The following is a 17,947-nucleotide window of genomic DNA, read 5'->3' as shown; positions in this document are numbered from 1 at the left end:
TTGTCTCCTTGTTTGCTAAGTGATTGCATGAGCCTCTATAATACGTATAGGTACATGATCTATATGAAAAAAGCTGAAGCACAGATGGAGGAAGATGAATAGGAATGGGTATTGCAGGAACCTTTATTTTTATGATCGTGATCGGTGCTGCCATTGGAGCGGTGACCAATCATTTAGCAATTCAAATGCTGTTTAGGCCGTATAAAGCGTACTATTTGTTTGGGAAACGAGTTCCTTTTACGCCCGGGCTGATCCCGAGACGGCGGGATGAGCTTGCAAAACAAATGGGACTGGTGGTGGTCAATCATCTCTTAACCCCTGAGGGCATTAAAAAGCGGCTCGTCTCTGAGGCCGCTAAAACGAAGGCTCTTCAAGTGGGGGAACAGCTGATTCAAAAGCTGTCACTTTCTGAGGTGACAGTCAAAGAGGCGCTTGAAAAAGCCGGGGTGAAGCGTCCTGATGAAGCGGCAGATGCATGGATTAGCAGTTGGACGGATGATAAGCTGCATGAGCTTTTCCGCCGATACGGGAATCAATCGTTAAAAGAGCTGGTGCCTTTAGAGGCGCAGGAAAAGCTTGAAGAAAAGATTCCGATGATTTCAGAATATATATTGTCACGGAGTGTCCGTTATTTTGAAAGTGATGAAGGGAAAATGCGTCTCGGCAATATGATTGATGACTTTTTAAAAGAGCGCGGCATGCTTGGGAGCATGGTGCAAATGTTTCTCGGCAATTCAAGCTTGGCGGATCGCGTGCTGCCGGAACTGCTAAAATTTTTGCGGAATGAGGAAACAAATAAATTGCTTTCTGATCTCTTAAAAAACGAATGGGGCAAGCTGAGGGAGTATACGTTTAATGAAGCAGACGAAAAATGGAATGCAAGGGCGCTTATTTTCAGTTTGAAACGAAGCGTGCTGCAAGCATTTTCGACTGCTCCTTTCTTCGACAATACGATTGGGACGCTTACCGTTCGTTATGAACCTGAGCTGACCCAGCACATGCTGCCGGCACTGTTAGACAAATTGCTTGAAGGGGTTTCGGCCAACCTTGAAAGTGTCTTTAAACGGTTGCGTCTTGAGGAAATCGTCAAGGAGCAGGTGGATCAGTTCCCGGTGGAGCGTCTTGAAGAAATGGTGCTGTCCATTTCAAAAAAAGAATTTAAAATGATTACCTATTTGGGAGGCCTTCTTGGCGGAATGATAGGCGCGGTTCAAGCACTGTTTGTCATCCTATTTTAAGAAGAAATGGTCTTTGATTAATGAAAGGAGCTCCATAGTCTGTTATAGTGGAGTGGTATGTCAAACGGCAATGATGAAAGGAGCTATTTACAATGGCTGTTAATTTTTATGATGTAGCGTATGATCTGGAAAATGCATTACGCGGGAGCGAAGAGTTTACCCGTTTAAAAAACCTTTACGACGAAGTGAACGCAGATGAATCAGCGAAGCGCATGTTTGAAAACTTCCGTGATGTGCAGCTTAGACTCCAGCAAAAACAAATGGCAGGGGAAGAAATTACACAAGAAGAAGTGACACAGGCTCAAAAAACAGTTGCGCTTGTACAGCAGCACGAAAAAATTTCTCAGCTGATGGAAGCGGAGCAGCGCATGAGCATGCTGATCGGTGAATTGAACAAAATCATTATGAAGCCTTTAGAAGAGCTTTACGGCAGTGTTGAAGGCTAATCAGTAAATCCCTTCTTGGAAAAGAAGGGATTTTTTATTCATCAGACAACTTGGAAATCCAATGAATCTTTTACCTCTCCATTGATAATCAATGATAATGTATGAATTCCTTTGTAATGCTTTCTGGTAGTCAAATCCTTGAAGGATTGGATTCTTGTGTATGACTTCGTTTCGTTTTTTCTTATATTTGTTTCTGTTATGTTAAATACTTTCTGATGACGCTGGCCTCTTGCTTTTACAAAATCAATTGCGTACTCAATTCTTACTTTTTGATCCCTGTCTGAATGAATATAGAAAGAAAATTCAAGGCTTTCGCCAATAGCTATCCGACTGGGCCGGCATGTTAAATCATGTAGATGTATCGAATCAGCATTTCCATAACCAAAAAGCGCTAAGGCCTGTTTATCACCCTTTTTTAATAAGGTCCGATAGGCGTGTTTGATAATCCAATCTGTATGGGGATGTGTTCCATACCATTGATCCGCGACTTTTTCCAGCAAATGAGGATGCGTTTTTGATATATCATTTAGATTGTTGGCCACGCTTTTTCTTACATATAAGGACTCGTCCTGCATCAGCTTCTCAAGTATCGGCAATACGGGCGTAGGGTCCGATTTCAAAGCCGGTATCGATTTTCCCCATGGCAGGCGGGGCCTGCTTCCTTCGCTCGCAAGTCTTCTCACGTGTTCATTTTCATGCTCAGACCATGTACGCAATTGTGCAATCATTTTTTCTTGGTCTAACAGCAAAAAAGGCCTTACAGCGAATTCTGAGGTCGAATATTGTGTAAAGTATTCCAATGCCTTTATTGATTCTTCCCAATGCGCCAACCCGTACTGCTCCACATAATCAGGGAATAAAATTCCGCTGAGTCCTTTAAAATGAGGAGCTGTCTCCCGTAAAATGGCCAGAGCTTCAACGTATTGTTTTGGCAAAGTTTCGTATAAGGAAACTGTAATACGGCGCATCCGCTCTTTTAAAGTGAGTTCAGGCCAGATTTCGAGCTGCAACGTATCCTTGAATTGGTCTTTGTTAAAGTCAGGATAGGATGACCTTACATGATGGATCAAACGAGTTAACAGTTCTTCATTAAATATTTCTTTTAAATCAGCCATATCAACACCGCTCTTTCGTTTAGTATTTATATTGTATGGGAATGTATGTTCTAAATCAAATGGTGAATCCCAATAATTAACAACGAGTCCTACCAGGGATATACAAAAGCTGATTACTTTTTTTAGTTAAAAAAACCCTTGTCATCGGTAAGGAAAACTGAGATAATAGCATTGAAAGCGCCTACACTTACCTATTTCAAATGGATACGGTCGCATATCATGCCGTTATATTGAGGGGATAAGCAACAGAGAGTAAGTGTTCGGAGCGCATCATTGGTCAAACAAGGGGTTCCTGATACATGATTTTTCGTAAATCGAAATAACGATATTAGGGAGAATGGCTGCTTCGATCGTATCCTATCAACAAGCCATACATAAAGTCTGCTGAGCCAGGCTTTTTTTGCTTTAAGAAAAGGTTGTTCTAAACACAGAGACAGGGTCATATCCTATACACAAGTACAGTCATCAAGGAGGGGGACATCTCTGTGTCAAAACAATTGCTTGCCTTAAATATAGATGGAGCGCTGCTTCGGTCGAACGGGAAGATTCATCAGGCAACGAAAGACGCCATTGAATATGTAAAGAAAAAAGGGATTTACGTCACACTCGTGACCAACCGCCACTTTCGTTCAGCACAGAAAATAGCGAAATCGCTAAAGCTTGATGCCAAGCTGATCACCCATAGCGGGGCATATATCGCTGAGAAAATAGACGCCCCGTATTTTGAAAAAAGAATTTCTGATGATCATACCTTTAACATTGTTCAAGTATTGGAGAGCTACCAATGCAATATTCGGCTTCTTCACGAAAAGTATTCCATCGGAAACAAGAAGAAGGTCAATTCGAATTTATTGGGGAAAGCACTCATTCATCCGTCTGACCCGATCTTTTATCCAGTCCAGTTCGTGGAATCATTAAGCGATCTCCTCATGGATGAGCCAGTGAGTGCACCTGTCATCGAGGTGTACACGGAGCACGATATTCAGCATGACATTACAGAAACGATTACAAAAGCTTTCCCTGCGGTTGATGTGATTCGCGTGAACGATGAGAAGCTGAATATCGTTCCGAAAGGCGTCTCGAAGGAAGCGGGTCTGGCCCTCGTCGCTTCAGAACTGGGCCTGAATATGGAGGATGTCGTGGCCATTGGGCATCAGTATGACGATCTGCCGATGATCGAACTTGCCGGTCTTGGGGTAGCGATGGGGAATGCCGTGCCGGAACTGAAGAGAAAGGCAGACTGGGTCACAAGGTCCAATGACGAGCAAGGTGTCGCTTACATGATGAAGGAATATTTCCGAATGCAGCAGCGAAAAGGGTTTCTTGATAAGTTCCACATGAAACGTGTGTAAAAAAGCCGCTCGCGCCCTAATAGGTGCGGCGGCTTTTTTGCCGGATTGATTTTAGCGGTTTATTTCTGTACACTAAAGAAAGTTTTGAATCTGATAAATTAGGTGATGAAGTTGCAAATAAAAATAGAAGGCATACATGATGACCGCCTGCATCGGCCTCTGCAAAATATTGCAAATTTGTTTTATGAAGAGTGCGAGCTTGTGTATGGCGGAGACGAGCCCGCAGATGTTGTCATTTCTTTAGCGTTCTCACAAACGAATGAGCATGTGACGGTTTCGGGAGAAGTAAAGGGAACGGGCATAAAGGAGCAGCATACAAAATCCTTTTCTCCCGGCTTGAATGAAAAAGAAGCTTTTAAGCAAGTGAAAAACACAATGTCTTATGTGTATCTCAATCTTCTTCAGGCGCACACGGGCATCACGCAGAAGTGGGGAATCCTCACAGGAATCCGGCCCACAAAGCTGCTTCATAAAAAGCTGCAAAGCGGAATGCCTAAGGAGCAAGCGCATGCTGAATTGAAAAAAGACTATTTAATTCACGATGAAAAAATCAAGCTCATGCAGGAAATTGTTGACCGTCAGCTGGCGGCAGTTCCGGATTTGTACCGAGTAAAGGATGAAGTCAGCATTTATATCGGCATTCCGTTTTGCCCGACAAAATGCGCGTATTGCACATTCCCTGCGTACGCCATTCAAGGACAGGCGGGCAGAGTCGGCTCATTCTTATGGGGGCTGCATTACGAAATGCAGAAAATCGGTGAATGGCTGAAGGAGCATGATGTTAAGGTGACAACCATTTACTTTGGCGGCGGAACGCCGACAAGCATTACAGCGGAAGAAATGGATCTGCTGTATGAAGAAATGGTCCGCTCCTTCCCGGATGTGAAAAACATTCGCGAGATTACGGTGGAGGCCGGCCGCCCTGACACGATCACAGAAGAAAAACTTGCCGTTTTAAACAAATATGACATTGACCGGATCAGCATCAATCCGCAATCCTATGAAAACGAAACGCTAAAGGCGATCGGGAGGCACCATACGGTTGAAGAGACCATTGAGAAATATCATCTGTCACGCCAGCACGGCATGAATAATATCAACATGGACTTGATTATCGGTTTGCCTGGGGAAGGCGTGAAGGAGTTTAGGCACAGTCTTTCCGAAACGGAAAAGCTGATGCCGGAATCCCTGACCGTTCATACCCTTTCTTTTAAACGGGCGTCAGAAATGACGAGAAACAAGCATAAGTACAAAGTCGCCGGCAGGGAAGAGGTTTCTCAAATGATGGAAGACGCGGTAGCTTGGACGAAAGAGCATGGGTACGTGCCCTATTATTTATACCGCCAGAAAAACATTCTTGGAAACCTTGAAAACGTCGGATACTCTTTGCCTGGGCAAGAAAGCATCTACAACATTATGATTATGGAAGAGGTGCAGACGATTATCGGCATCGGCTGCGGAGCTGCCAGTAAATTTATTGATCGGGATACAGGGAAAATCACACATTTTGCGAATCCGAAAGATCCGAAATCGTATAATGAGCGCTTCGAACACTACACGGACGAAAAAATCAAATATTTAGAGCAGATGTTTGAGAAAACGACAAAGCAGCACTGATCACAGTGCTGCTTTTTTTATCCCTATTTTTTTGCGGGCTGAACATCAGGCTTCCATTTAAATACCTTGTTCAGTAAGCGGTAAATCCGTTTAGATTCCTTTGTTACGAGCGGTCCCAAAATGGCCAGAATGAGGACATATAATGCGGCAAACGGCTTTAATGTGGCTGACAGTCCACCGGCTATCCCAAGATTGGCAACGATAATCGAAAATTCTCCCCGTGATACGATCGTAAGCCCGATATTGGATGAAGCCTTATGAGAAAGCCCTGCGCGTCGTCCTGCGACCATTCCGGCGACAAAGTTTCCCACAATGGTCAAAATCACTGCACCAAACGCAAGCCAAACCGCTTCACCGAGCGAAAACGGATCAATGCTGAGGCCGAAGCTGAAAAAGAACATCGCACCGAAGAAGTCGCGGAACGGAATGACAAGGTGCTCAATCCTATCGGAATGCTCTGTTTCTGAAAAGACCAAACCGAGCAGCAGCGCGCCGATGGCTTCCGCTACATGGATCGTCTCTGAAAACCCGGCGATAAAAAAGAGCGCTGCGAAAATGACAATAATAAACACTTCATTTGAGCGAATGTCCAACAGTTTATTCAACAGCGGCGGGAGTTTTCTGGCTGCGATAAAAAACAGCAGCATATAACCGAAGGCGATCAAAATGGACAAGAGCGCACTCCCTACGGATGTCGCATCACCTAGCACAAGGCCGGAAACAACCGACAGATATACGGCAAGGAAAATATCTTCAAACATAATGATGCCGAGAATCAGTTCGGTCTCGGGATTGGCGGTTCTTTTTAAATCAACGAGCACTTTTGCGACAATCGCACTTGACGAGATTGTGATGACGCCTGCGAGGACGAGGACTTCCAGAAAGGAAAACCCGGTGATAAACCCGTAAAGCAGCCCGAGGGTGAAGTTAATCAAGATATAAATCGTTCCGCCGACCGCGATTGATTTTCCTGATTTGATTAATTTCCCGACGGAGAATTCGATCCCGAGATAGAAGAGGAGGAACAGTACGCCCATTCGCCCGAAAAACTCAATGATTTCACTGCTTTCAATAAATGTAAGATCAATAATTCCCATTTTCGGCGCGTGCGGCCCAACCAGCATGCCCAGCACAATCAGAAATGGAATAATTGAAAATTTAATTTTGTTGGCGATCACACTGGCGATTGCCACAAGCACAAGTGCAGTTCCGACTTCAAATACAAGATGGTCCATAGGCGCTCACACGCCCTCTCCAGAAAGAAAATCGTGAATCAGTTTCTTCAGATGCTTTCTCTCACCTGAGAGGACAAGGGTGTCATTTTCTTCAATAATCGAATCGGCTCCGGGATTTAGGAGCTTTTCCTGATTGTGTTTGATGATGGCAATCACAGTGACATCGTAGTTCTGGCGGACATCAAGCTCTCCGAGTGTGCGCCCGATCGATTTGGCGCCTTTTTCGACCTTAAACCATTCAATAATAAGATCGCTGAAGGCCATTTCGATGGACTCCAGAGCTTGCGGTTTATAGACCATGCCTCCGAGAATAGCTGCAATTTGCCTTGCCTCAGAATCATCCAATGAAATATTTGAAAGGAGCTCATCCGGGTCTCGGTCATTAAACCGGTAAATTTCCCTTCTTCCGTCATCATGAATGATTATCGTCATTTTTTCGCGGTTTCTCGTTTCGATTTCAAACTTTTTGCCGATGCCCGGCAGATCGTTTTCTTTAATATTCAATGAAAATCCCTCCGAATGTCGTGTTGGCAAGATGGGATGAGTTACAAATAAAACTTGAGCAAATTATATTCGGAGGTAATTAGACTGGTATTTGACAGGGGCGGCAAAAGCTTTTTCCAGCCTGTTTATCAGCGGTTCGTCAAGGGGCTTGACAGAGAGCTGCCTGATAGAGTGCGACAGCGGGCTGTACGCGTTGATCAGCTCAGCAGGGTGCACGCTGCCCGGCGACGGTGTTTTTGCCGATTGTGTTTCCTGCGGATATGAAGACATAGGCACATAGCTGTCAGAGCTTGCTTCAAGCTGGGAAGGCAGAACCACGTCCGAAGGGGGAAAGTACACCATAAATAAACTTAACAGAAAACTGATCAGCAATTTATCCATGTTTCTTTCCTCCTTTCCCATCAAGATATCCCTTCTTTTTCACTATATAAAACTTTATGTGTTCATTCAAACAATATGCATTTTTCAGTATCTATTGACCTTGAAAAATATGAAGGTTTATTTGGGGATGACGGGGAATGTATAGGAGAAAGAAAAAAGAAAGCGTATACATGGAGGTGCTTCATATGGAGTTTATTCAATATGAATGTGATGGGGCTGTTGCGGAGATTATCCTGAATCGCCCTGATGCCCATCACGCCCTGAATGAACAGATGCTGGCTGAATTGAAGGAGGCAGTCGAAATGGTGGCTGCAAGCGAGGCGCTCATTGTTCTCCTGAGAGGAAGCGGGAAAGGCTTTTCCGCCGGCGGTGATATCAGGATGATGACGTCAGAGCATGAACCTGATCAATTTAAACGACTGATGGATACGATTGAGGCTGTCACCCTGAAGTTATACCAGATGAAGAAAGTGACAATTGCAGCCATTCACGGTGCTGCTGCGGGGCTGGGCCTGAGCTTGGCGCTTTGTGCGGACATTGTGCTCGCTGAAAAAAACGCCGTTCTCGCGATGAATTTTATTGGCATTGGGCTTGTTCCGGACGGCGGCGGACATTATTTGCTGAAGAAAAGAATCGGCGAAGCAAAAGCAAAAAAGCTGATTTGGAGCGGGAAAAAACTATCTGCCTCTGAAGCTGCCGATATGGGGCTTCTAGATGGAACATTTACCGGAGATCCTGCCGAAGGTGCAAGACCCATTATCGAAACCCTGTTGGCTTCACCTCTTTTGGCGATGATCGAAACGAAAGCCATCTTTCAAAGCCTCCATCTTGAAGAACTGAAAAAGGTGCTTTCTCTTGAGCGCAACGCACAAGAGAAAATGAGAATGACTAAGGATCATCAAGAAGGAATCCGTGCCTTTTTAGAGAAACGGGAGCCGAAGTTTCAAGCGTAACAGATCAGCCGGAAAGCTGATCATCTGTGAAACAAAATCAGCTTTCCGGCTGCATTGACTAAACGATGAGTATGACTGTGAAGCTCTTTTTCTTTTAAGATAACTTCACCATGCGTTTTTGCCGCTTCTTCATTTTCCGCCTCGAATCGCTCGTTTACCAGTGTGTTCCCCGAACGATCAAAAACGGTTAGGAAATAATCAGCCATCAGGTTTCTCCTCCATTTTTCATGATTTATCAGTCTTTCTTCATTTATATTCTAACCAGGAAATGAAAATCCTCTATTATGTTTCATCCAAAATTAGTATATAATGGGTCAGGGAAGGAGGAGATTCGGTGCTTACAATTGATCACGTAACGAAGACATTCGGAGATTACAAAGCTGTTGACGGATTGGACTTAGATATTCCGGAACAGCAAATGTTCGGTCTGTTAGGCGCAAACGGAGCGGGAAAAACGACGACGTTTCGCATGATCCTAGGATTATTAAGCATTACGGAGGGCTCAATCAGCTGGAAGGGCCGTCCTGTGAATTATCATATCAGCAACAAAATCGGTTATTTGCCGGAAGAGCGGGGTCTTTATCCGAAAATGAAGGTAAAGGATCAGCTTGTCTATCTCGCCAGATTAAAAGGGATGGAGAAGCGGGAGGCTGTAAAAGAGCTTGGGACATGGCTTGAACGCTTCAATATTACAGATTACGAGAATAAGAAGGTGGAAGAGCTTTCAAAGGGGAATCAGCAGAAAATCCAATTCATTTCGGCAGTTTTGCATAAGCCGGAGCTGCTGATTCTTGATGAACCTTTCAGCGGCCTGGACCCTGTCAATGTTGAGCTGTTAAAAGAGGCTGTGATCTCGCTGAAAAACAGCGGCGTTTCTATTTTATTTTCAAGCCATCGGATGGAACATGTGGAGGAGCTCTGTGAGAACCTTTGCATATTGCAGAAAGGAAGACCGGTCGTGCAAGGCAAGCTGAAGGAGATAAAGCGCTCCTTCGGTAAAAAGAATGTTACCATTCACTCCGATGACGATCTGCGCTTTTTGCAGTCTCATGAGGGTATTCTTCAATGGAAGGAAACGGCCGACGGCGTCAAGCTGCAGATCGCCAATGAAGACATCTCTCAAGAGATTTTTGCGATGCTTCAGGGAAAAGGATTTATCAGAAAATTTGAGCTTGAAGAGCCGTCACTGCATGATATTTTTATAGAAAAGGTGGGGGCCGTCTATGAATAAATTTTGGATCATGCTCTCTCATACATACAAAAATAAGATTATGGCAAAATCCTTTATTATTTCGACTGTCATCACGGTGCTGCTTGTTTTAGCTGTAACGAATCTGGAGTCGATCATTTCTTTGTTTCAAGGTGACGATGCGAAAGAAAAAATCGCTGTTATTGATGAAACAAACGAATTATATCCGATTTTTTCAAAGCAGCTGAAAGCGGTCGATACAGACGGCGATCTTGAGGTGAAGCTGTCGAAGCAATCGGAGGATGAGGTGACAAAGCAAGTCAAAGATGAAGCGTTCGATGGCATGCTCATCATCAAACGAGATGAAAAAGGGACCATTTCAGGAACATATAAAGCGTTAACGATTTCTGATGAAAGCACGTATCAAACGCTGCAGCAGGCGCTGACGCAAACCAAAACGGCTGTCGGAACGGCGGAGCTCGGCGTGTCGCAGGAAACGATCAGCAGCCTTTATGCGCCCGTTACTGTTGGGCAGCAGGCGCTGAAAGAAGGAGCGAAGTCTGAGGAAGAGCTTGGCCAGACGGTAGGGCTTGTTTACATTATGCTGTTTGTCATTTATTTTTCAGTGATTATGTATGCCAGCATGATTGCGATGGAGGTCGCAACTGAAAAATCTTCGCGGGTCATGGAAATCCTGATCTCAAGTATGCCGCCGATCCAGCAAATGTTTGCAAAGCTGCTTGGTATCGGGCTTGTCGGGATCACACAGCTTGCTATTATTATAGGAGCCGGCTCTCTGTCGCTTAAGCTGAACCAAAAGAGCGAAACGGCTTCATCTGTCGGCGGATTCCTTAATTTGACCGACGTATCTGCAACCACTGTCATCTATGCTGTCATTTTCTTTTTGCTCGGATACTTTTTGTACGCGACACTTGCCGCGTTTCTCGGCAGCGTTGTCAGCAGAATAGAGGACGTGCAGCAAACGATCACGCCGATGACGCTTTTGGTTGTCGCGGGTTTTATGATCGCGATGTTCGGATTGAATGCGCCTGACGCAGGATTTATTACGGTAACTTCGTTTATTCCGTTCTTTACGCCAATGATTATGTTCTTGCGCGTCGGCATGCTTGATATTCCATTCTGGCAGGCGGCAGCCGGAATCGGAATCACACTGCTCACCATTGTCATCCTGGCTGTTATCGGCGCCAGAATTTATAAAGGCGGTGTATTGATTTACAGCAATTCAAGCGCGTTCAAAGCGATCAAACAAGCGCTTCGTTTAGCGAAAAACTGATTGGAAAACAGCCTGGGGATTCTCAGGCTGTTTCTTTATTGACAGAACGTGCATTCGCAAGAATTCGGTGCTAAAATAAGGGTACTTCATCCTGGAAAGGAGCAGAATGTTGACTGATCTAACCTTTATTCATGCGGCAGATCTTCATCTTGACAGCCCGTTTTACGGGATATCGCATCTGCCGGAGCCGATTTTTGCCCGGATTAAAGAAAGCACGTTTGCAAGCGTGAGACATATAATAAACGCCGCAATGAGAGAACACGTTGATTTCATTTTGCTGGCGGGGGATCTGTTTGACGAAGCCAACCGAAGCTTAAAGGCCCAGCTCTTTTTGAAAAAGCAGTTTGAAAGACTCAGAGAGTGCGGAATTTCGGTGTACGTCATTTTTGGGAATCACGATCATCTTGGCGGGGAATGGACGCCGATTGAATGGCCTGAGAATGTCCATATTTTTTCGTCCGCTGTTCCAGAAGAAAAATCGTTTTTTAAAGAAGGCAGGCGTATAGCGAGCATTTACGGATTCAGCTATCAGGCCAGAGCCGTGACGGAAAACCAAGCCGCCCGCTATCGGAGATCAACTGACGCACCGTTTCATATTGGTATGCTCCACGGCACGCTGTCTGGATCTGAAGGACACGATCCGTATTGCCCGTTTACACATGATGACCTCGTGAAAAGCGGGATGGATTATTGGGCGCTTGGCCATATACATAAACGCCAGGTTCTATCTGCCGAGCACCCAGCAGTCATTTACCCGGGAAACACGCAAGCACGCCATATGAAGGAGACGGGAGAAAAAGGCTATTATCTCGTTCATGTGACAAACGGAGAAATATCTTATGAATTTCAGAGAGCTCATGATGTCCTGTGGGAAAAAGCAGCGGTAGATGTGACGGAGGCAAAGAATATGACCGTTCTCTTCCAAATGGTGGAGGACACGTTTTCGAAGCTGCGAAAAAAGGGGAGCCCTGTTTGTGTAAGGATTGTTTTACAAGGAACTGCGCCAGAATGGCTGCTGAAGGCGCCAAAAGGCACCTTGGAAGAGTTTCTTGAAACGCTTCAGGAGCAAGAAGCGGAGGAGGAACGGTTCGTTTGGCCTCTAGCATTGGATGATGAGACAGAAAACGAAGCTAACGTAACAAATCTTGATCCTTTTTTTGGCGGTTTATTTGAAGACATAGATCGCAGCGATCTGTCAGACGTGCTGGAAGGGCTTGAGCGGCATCCAGTGTATAGAAGGCACGCAGACCGGTTTAGCCAAGAGGAGGTAAAGGAAATAAAAGAACAGGCACAAATTTTATTGAAAAAGCAGCTTAAGGTGCTTGAACCATGAGGCGGTGACAGCTTTGCGAATTATATCTTTACACATCTACCAATATGGAAAATTTTCTAATCGAACCTTTCATTTTTCCGCCTCTCCTGTCCAAGTTATCTACGGATTAAATGAGGCAGGAAAAACGACGATGATGTCATTTATTGAAAGCATGCTGTTCGGTTTTCCGAAAACGAAAAAATATGAACCGAAATCAGGCGGTGTCTACGGTGGTATTCTTGAAGCTGAACATCCTGAGTATGGGGTGCTGAAGATCGAACGGACGAAAGGGACTGCCGAAAAGTTAAGAGTGTATACAGAAAAGGGCGAAGTAAAGGATGGAGATGTTTTAAAACGACTGTTCCAGGGCACAGACAGGTCGTTGTACAAAGCCATTTATTCGTTTGATGTATTCGGCTTGCAGGAAATTCATGCTTTTAACCGGGACAAGATAGGGGAATTTTTGCTATTCTCCAGTTTGTTTGGAGCTGAAGCCGTATCAAAGCTTGATTCAAGGCTGACGAAGGAAAGCGAAAGGCTCTATAAACCAAACGGACGAAACCCTCAATTGAATCAGGAGCTGGAAACGCTTAAGCAGCTGGCAGTGAAGCTAAAACAGGCTGAAGCAGAGGAAGCGGGCTATCATCAGCTTCTTGAGGAAAAACGAACGTTTGAAGCCCGCCTTGCAGCCGCGGAAACCGAATTGAAAGAGACGGCGAAGCATATCCGAATGATAGAGGGAGCGATTGAGCGAAAGCCGCTGTTGAATGAAAAAGCGACACTCGAACAGGTGATTGCGGAATTTCCGGAACATGCAGGACAATTTCCGGCTGACGCACTGCACCAGCTGGAAAAATATGAATCCCACCTTCACCCGAAATCCGCACAGCTTGAGGCGCTTCGGGTGAAGATGGCAGAGCTGGACAAACAGAGGCAAAAGCTTACCCCAGATAAAGAACTATTGGCGAAAGAAACGCTGATACAAGAGCTTTCGGCATCATTTCATGTGTACCAATCATGGGGAGAACAGCTGGCAGCCATTCAGGCACAGCTGCGCCAGTCGTCTGCACAGACAGCGGCAGGTCTCGAACAGCTCAATAAAACAGATGAAAATGAGCTCCTGAATATGAACACGTCATATGATTATGAATGGCAGCTTCAGCAAGCGGTGCAGCAATATGTACAGGCAAGAGACAGAAAACGGCAGCTTGACGAGACGTTTGAACTTGCCCGGCAAGAGCTGGAAGACGCAGAAAAAGCCGTTCATGCCGCTTCGTCCGCCATTCTTGAAGACAGCCAAAGAAAAGATAAAGAAGCGGCACTTAGCGCATATGATGAAACACAAGGGCAGCACCAAAAGCAAGCACAGCTGAGAGAGCAGCTAACGTTTTTTGAAAGACAGCAGGCTAAACAGAGAAAGACTGTCATTGCAGCTGGTATGTTCTTCATCGTTCTCTTTTTTCTGCTGCAGCAGGTGATTCCCGCCATCAGTATCGGCGCTGCACTTATTGTGTATTGGCTTTTATCAGGAAAAAAAACGTCTTCTCGAAACAGCCGGGAGACAAGACAGCCAATGACGGATATTTCACCAGCAGAAGCTGAAAAGCTGAGAGAAGCGTTATGGGAGGACGACCGCAATAAACAGCATCTTCTCACGCTGCGAGCAGCGCTTCAGCAAAAAGAGGCGGCGTATGAAAGGGTCATCCAGCAGTTTGAACAGTGGGAAGCCGATATGGCCCCGTCCTTAACACAGGTCGAGCGTTTTATGAATGAGCTCAGATTTAACGAAGATCCATCGTTTTTGCTTGATGCATACAGCTTAATGAAGGATGTCAAAAAAGAAGTGAGGAAAAAGCATGAGCTGACTATTGAAGCAGGCAGGCTGAAAAAGCACCGGAGAACATTCGAAGAACGCATCAGCATGCTGCATCCTCATAGTCAGGACATCTCCATCTCGGACGCCCTTCACACATTGCGGAAAAACATTGAGCGTGAAAAAGAAATTGAGAAGCAAAAAAAGGAAATTGAAACAGATATTCATTATACAAAGGAACAGATGCTTGAGCTTGAGCAAGAAATACAGTATTTTCACGTACAGATCGAACAGTTATTTGCCGCGGCTGCTGCAAAAGACAGAGATGCGTTTTTTGCCACAGCCGACATCAGCAGGCAATTGAAGGATACGGAGAACAAGCTTTATCACGTAAACGCACAGCTTCAAGGCGGGTACCCAGAGGAACTTGAACTGGCGGATTCCAATACGCTTTCTGAATTGAAAAACAAGCAAGTCATCGAGAATGAAAGAAAAGAGCGGCTGACTGAGGAGATCGAGCAGCTCCGCAGCCAAATCGCACTGCTCTTAGTCAAACAGGAACAATTAGAGGCTTCGGGATTGGTGTCAGATCTCAAGCTTCAAACCGAAATGCAAAAAGAACGTGTCAAAGAAACGGCTAAAAAATGGGCCTCCATACAAATGGTCAAACAGGTGATCAAAAACAAATTGGAGCGGCATAAAAAAATCGAGCTTCCGCGCCTTCTGGAGACAGCAGGAGAATTCTTCCGCCCCCTGACTGACGGAAGCTACCAAACCATTTATTTTTCCGAAACGGATGATTCGATCATGGTTATGCATCGCGATGGAACTGTCTATCATGCGGAAGAGCTGTCACAAGGGACGTGTGAACAGCTGTATACAGCGATCCGATTTGCTCTGGCTGTTACGCGCCAGGATGGGTCAAAGCTTCCGTTTCAGCTTGACGACAGCTTTGTTCATTTTGATCAGGAAAGGCTGAAACGTGTATTACATGTTCTGTATGATTTAACCGAAGGCGGAAGGCAGATTTTGTATTTTACATGCCATGACCATGTGAAAGATGCATTTCATAGCAGCCAAACTATCCATTTGGTGTCATAAAAGAGGTTCTATAGCTGAAAATCGGTATGTGATATACTGGTATTATGTAAGATACGGAGGGAGCTTTAATAGAATGGCTAAAGGGATTATGCTACATGAGGTTGGCGAACAGGTGGACCAGTATCTATTGATTAAATCCTCGACGAAAGGGATTGCAAGCAATGGAAAACCGTTTTTGACGCTGATGCTGCAAGACCAGTCAGGCGATATTGAAGCAAAGCTGTGGGATGCCAAGCAAAGTGATGAAGTGACCTATGCGCCGCAGACGATTGTCAAGGTTGTCGGCGATGTTCACCATTATCGCGGACGCACCCAGCTGAAGCTAAGAAATATCAGACCAGTAAGCGAAAATGAAAACGTCAATATTGATGATTTTCTAGAAACTGCACCGATTCCGAAAAATGAAATGATGGATACCATCACTCAATATATATTTGAAATGAAAAATCCGAATATCCAGCGAATCACAAGGTTTTTAGTGAAAAAACATGAAGCTGAATTTATGGATTATCCGGCGGCTACGAAAAACCACCACGAGTTTGTCTCAGGTTTGGCGTATCATGTTGTCTCTATGCTGAACCTGGCAAAATCAATAGCAGATTTATATCCGTCTCTTGATCGTGATCTGCTTTATGCCGGTGTTATTCTGCATGATCTTGGAAAAGTGAAGGAGCTGTCCGGCCCTGTTTCCACTTCATACACGGTTGAAGGCAATTTGCTCGGCCATATTTCGATTATGGTGACAGAGCTTTCAAAAGCGGCTGAGGAGCTTCAAATTGATTCTGAAGAGGTGTTAATTCTTCAGCACTTGATTTTAAGTCACCATGGTAAAGCGGAATGGGGCAGTCCGAAACCGCCGATGGTGAAAGAAGCGGAAATTCTTCACTATATAGACAACCTGGATGCAAAAATGAATATGATGGACAGAGCGCTTGAGCGCGTGAAGCCGGGCGAGTATACTGAACGTGTATTTGCGCTGGAAAACCGTTCCTTTTATAAACCGACATTTCATAAATAACTTAAAAAGGACTGATGCTGACATATTCAGCTCAGTCCTTTTTGATGCGTCTTTCCCGCACATAACTCGTCTCATTCCCGCATATGGTTAAGAATAAAGAATCTATGCAAAAGGGGGAGGAGCCCGTGTTATTTTTTCCATGGTGGGTGTATCTTTGTATTGTAGGCATCATTTTCAGCGCATATAAACTTGTGGCGGCAGCCAAAGAGGAAGAAAAAGTAGACCAGGCTTTTATTGAAAAAGAAGGGCAAATTTATATGGAGAGGATGGAAAAGGAGCGAGAACGCCGCAGTTCTCAGCAGCATGAAGAAGAAAATCAAAACCATTCCATCGCATAAAAAAAGCTGTGCGGCTCAATGAGCCTGCACAGCTTTTTTATTACTTAGAACTGCTTGAAGATGAAGAAGTGCTGTTGCTTGTTGAAGATGTATTAAATGTATCTTTCAGATCTTTATCTTTTACTTCGATGTCAGCCTTCTTCATGACTTTTTGAACAGCTTCCTGAACGGCATTGCTGTCATTTAGTTTTTGTTCAAGCACTTCAGATTTCAGTTCTTTTTTCATATCATCGTATTTGCCGCGTTCTTCGGTCTTTTTAATGATATGATAGCCAAATTGTGTTTTCACAGGATCGCTGACTTCGTTTGTTTTCAACTTGAATGCAGCTTTTCTGAATGTGGAATCCAGTTGTTCGTTATCTTTTGAAATCCAGCCCAGCTGACCACCGTTTGATGCAGTGGAGTCTGTTGAGTATTCTTTCGCAAGATCTTCAAACTTTTCGCCTTTTTTCAGCTTTTTCTCTACTTCTTCAGCTGTCTTTTTATCAGCGACAACGATATGGCTTGCGCGAATCTGGCCTTTTAAGCCTTCCCAGTATTCTTTAATTTCATCATCTGTTACTTTGATGTTATCTTTAGCCGCTTTTTGTGTCAGCAATTCATATTTTACTTGTTCTTTCAGGTAATCCTTGCCATATTGCTTTTCGAGGGCAGTATATTGATCCCCAAGCTGCGTTTTGTATTCTTTCAGCTTGTTGTCAATTTCTTTATCCGAAACTTTATACTTCTTGTCCAACACTTTTTCTTGCACCAGCTGTGTCAGGACGCTTGCGCCAGCAGTTTTCTTCATGTTTGTGTAAAGCTCGCCTTTAGTTACATCGCCTGCGTCTGTTTTTGCGATGACTTCTTTGTCGCCGCTGCTGCAAGCACTGAGAGCGAGGATGCTTGTAGCAGTGATAGCTGCTATTGCGATTTTTTTCATGGTTTTCAAACACTCCTAATCATTCCAAATTAAATTACCTATGCGTATCATAACATATTGTGGCTTTCTGTAAAAAGATTTTAAATAAAGGGCATTCGTCTAGTCAAACTTTTGCTGAT

At 44.6% G+C, this 17,947-nt stretch carries 17 protein-coding genes; 11 read left to right on the top strand and 6 right to left on the bottom strand.

Annotation, left to right across the window (positions count from 1 at the left end):
• Positions 1-104 precede the first annotated feature (104 nt).
• Positions 105-1,238, top strand: coding sequence for a DUF445 domain-containing protein (locus tag NZD81_RS10705; protein ID WP_282374127.1), 1,134 nt, complete (start codon positions 105-107; stop codon positions 1,236-1,238).
• A gap of 92 nt (positions 1,239-1,330) precedes the next feature.
• Positions 1,331-1,684, top strand: a complete 354-nt coding sequence (locus NZD81_RS10700) for a YlbF/YmcA family competence regulator (RefSeq protein ID WP_003224239.1) — start codon at positions 1,331-1,333, stop codon at positions 1,682-1,684.
• Between the two features lie 41 nt (positions 1,685-1,725).
• Here the strand turns inward: NZD81_RS10700 and NZD81_RS10695 are convergent, their stop codons facing one another.
• Entirely contained in the window at positions 1,726-2,799 is a 1,074-nt protein-coding gene (locus NZD81_RS10695) for a DNA alkylation repair protein (protein ID WP_282374128.1), read from the bottom strand.
• 485 nt (positions 2,800-3,284) lie between these two features.
• Between NZD81_RS10695 and NZD81_RS10690 the strand changes: the two genes are divergently transcribed.
• On the top strand, positions 3,285-4,151 hold the full coding sequence (locus tag NZD81_RS10690; RefSeq protein WP_069839102.1) for a Cof-type HAD-IIB family hydrolase: 867 nt from the start codon (positions 3,285-3,287) through the stop codon (positions 4,149-4,151).
• A 111-nt stretch (positions 4,152-4,262) separates the two neighbouring features.
• Positions 4,263-5,768, top strand: a complete 1,506-nt coding sequence (locus tag NZD81_RS10685; protein WP_069149294.1) for a coproporphyrinogen III oxidase — start codon at positions 4,263-4,265, stop codon at positions 5,766-5,768.
• Between the two features lie 23 nt (positions 5,769-5,791).
• On the opposite strand, the gene khtU is transcribed toward NZD81_RS10685, so the two are convergent.
• The 3 genes from khtU to NZD81_RS10670 all read right to left on the bottom strand — a co-directional run bounded on the left by khtU (position 5,792) and on the right by NZD81_RS10670 (position 7,909).
• Positions 5,792-7,003 carry a K(+)/H(+) antiporter subunit KhtU gene (gene khtU, locus NZD81_RS10680; RefSeq protein ID WP_282374129.1) on the bottom strand — a complete coding sequence of 404 codons (1,212 nt, stop codon included), beginning with the start codon at positions 7,001-7,003 and terminating at the stop codon, positions 5,792-5,794.
• Between the two features lie 6 nt (positions 7,004-7,009).
• Complete coding sequence (gene khtT / locus NZD81_RS10675; protein ID WP_014663386.1) at positions 7,010-7,507, bottom strand: K(+)/H(+) antiporter subunit KhtT; 498 nt, start codon at positions 7,505-7,507, stop codon at positions 7,010-7,012.
• A gap of 63 nt (positions 7,508-7,570) precedes the next feature.
• Positions 7,571-7,909 (bottom strand): hypothetical protein, encoded by a 339-nt coding sequence (locus tag NZD81_RS10670; RefSeq protein WP_014663387.1) that lies wholly within the window; start codon positions 7,907-7,909, stop codon positions 7,571-7,573.
• A 164-nt stretch (positions 7,910-8,073) separates the two neighbouring features.
• Between NZD81_RS10670 and NZD81_RS10665 the strand changes: the two genes are divergently transcribed.
• The gene (locus tag NZD81_RS10665; RefSeq protein ID WP_282374130.1) at positions 8,074-8,841 is read left to right on the top strand and encodes an enoyl-CoA hydratase; all 768 of its coding nucleotides are present in this window, start codon (positions 8,074-8,076) and stop codon (positions 8,839-8,841) included.
• Between the two features lie 20 nt (positions 8,842-8,861).
• Here NZD81_RS10665 and NZD81_RS10660 read toward each other — a convergent pair whose 3' ends face one another.
• Positions 8,862-9,047, bottom strand: a complete 186-nt coding sequence (locus NZD81_RS10660; protein ID WP_243572021.1) for a YhzD family protein — start codon at positions 9,045-9,047, stop codon at positions 8,862-8,864.
• A gap of 128 nt (positions 9,048-9,175) precedes the next feature.
• Here NZD81_RS10660 and NZD81_RS10655 point away from each other — a divergent pair, with 128 nt between their 5' ends.
• The 6 genes from NZD81_RS10655 to yhaL all read left to right on the top strand — a co-directional run bounded on the left by NZD81_RS10655 (position 9,176) and on the right by yhaL (position 16,906).
• Positions 9,176-10,072: an ABC transporter ATP-binding protein gene (locus tag NZD81_RS10655; RefSeq protein WP_040083572.1), complete on the top strand. Its 897-nt coding sequence runs from the start codon at positions 9,176-9,178 to the stop codon at positions 10,070-10,072.
• The gene (locus NZD81_RS10650) at positions 10,065-11,324 is read left to right on the top strand and encodes an ABC transporter permease (protein ID WP_134975681.1); all 1,260 of its coding nucleotides are present in this window, start codon (positions 10,065-10,067) and stop codon (positions 11,322-11,324) included. Before NZD81_RS10655 ends, NZD81_RS10650 begins: the two co-directional genes overlap by 8 nt.
• Before the next feature lie 106 nt (positions 11,325-11,430).
• On the top strand, positions 11,431-12,657 hold the full coding sequence (locus tag NZD81_RS10645; protein WP_282374131.1) for a metallophosphoesterase family protein: 1,227 nt from the start codon (positions 11,431-11,433) through the stop codon (positions 12,655-12,657).
• A gap of 4 nt (positions 12,658-12,661) precedes the next feature.
• The gene (gene sbcE, locus NZD81_RS10640; RefSeq protein ID WP_282374336.1) at positions 12,662-15,550 is read left to right on the top strand and encodes a DNA repair/recombination ATPase SbcE; all 2,889 of its coding nucleotides are present in this window, start codon (positions 12,662-12,664) and stop codon (positions 15,548-15,550) included.
• 73 nt (positions 15,551-15,623) lie between these two features.
• Positions 15,624-16,568, top strand: coding sequence for a 3'-5' exoribonuclease YhaM (yhaM, locus tag NZD81_RS10635; RefSeq protein WP_069149299.1), 945 nt, complete (start codon positions 15,624-15,626; stop codon positions 16,566-16,568).
• Positions 16,569-16,693: 125 nt separating this feature from the next.
• Positions 16,694-16,906, top strand: coding sequence for a sporulation protein YhaL (gene yhaL, locus NZD81_RS10630; RefSeq protein WP_003233252.1), 213 nt, complete (start codon positions 16,694-16,696; stop codon positions 16,904-16,906).
• Positions 16,907-16,946: 40 nt separating this feature from the next.
• Here the strand turns inward: yhaL and NZD81_RS10625 are convergent, their stop codons facing one another.
• Positions 16,947-17,828, bottom strand: a complete 882-nt coding sequence (locus NZD81_RS10625) for a peptidylprolyl isomerase (protein WP_289860480.1) — start codon at positions 17,826-17,828, stop codon at positions 16,947-16,949.
• Positions 17,829-17,947: the final 119 nt, after the last annotated feature.

Origin of the sequence: Bacillus sp. B.PNR1, from assembly GCF_030386235.1 — a bacterium.
In the GTDB taxonomy this organism is placed as follows: Bacteria; Bacillota; Bacilli; order Bacillales; family Bacillaceae; genus Bacillus; species Bacillus stercoris.
Note: the sequence above shows the minus strand (reverse complement) of the source record. Positions and strands in the feature narration are given on the sequence as shown.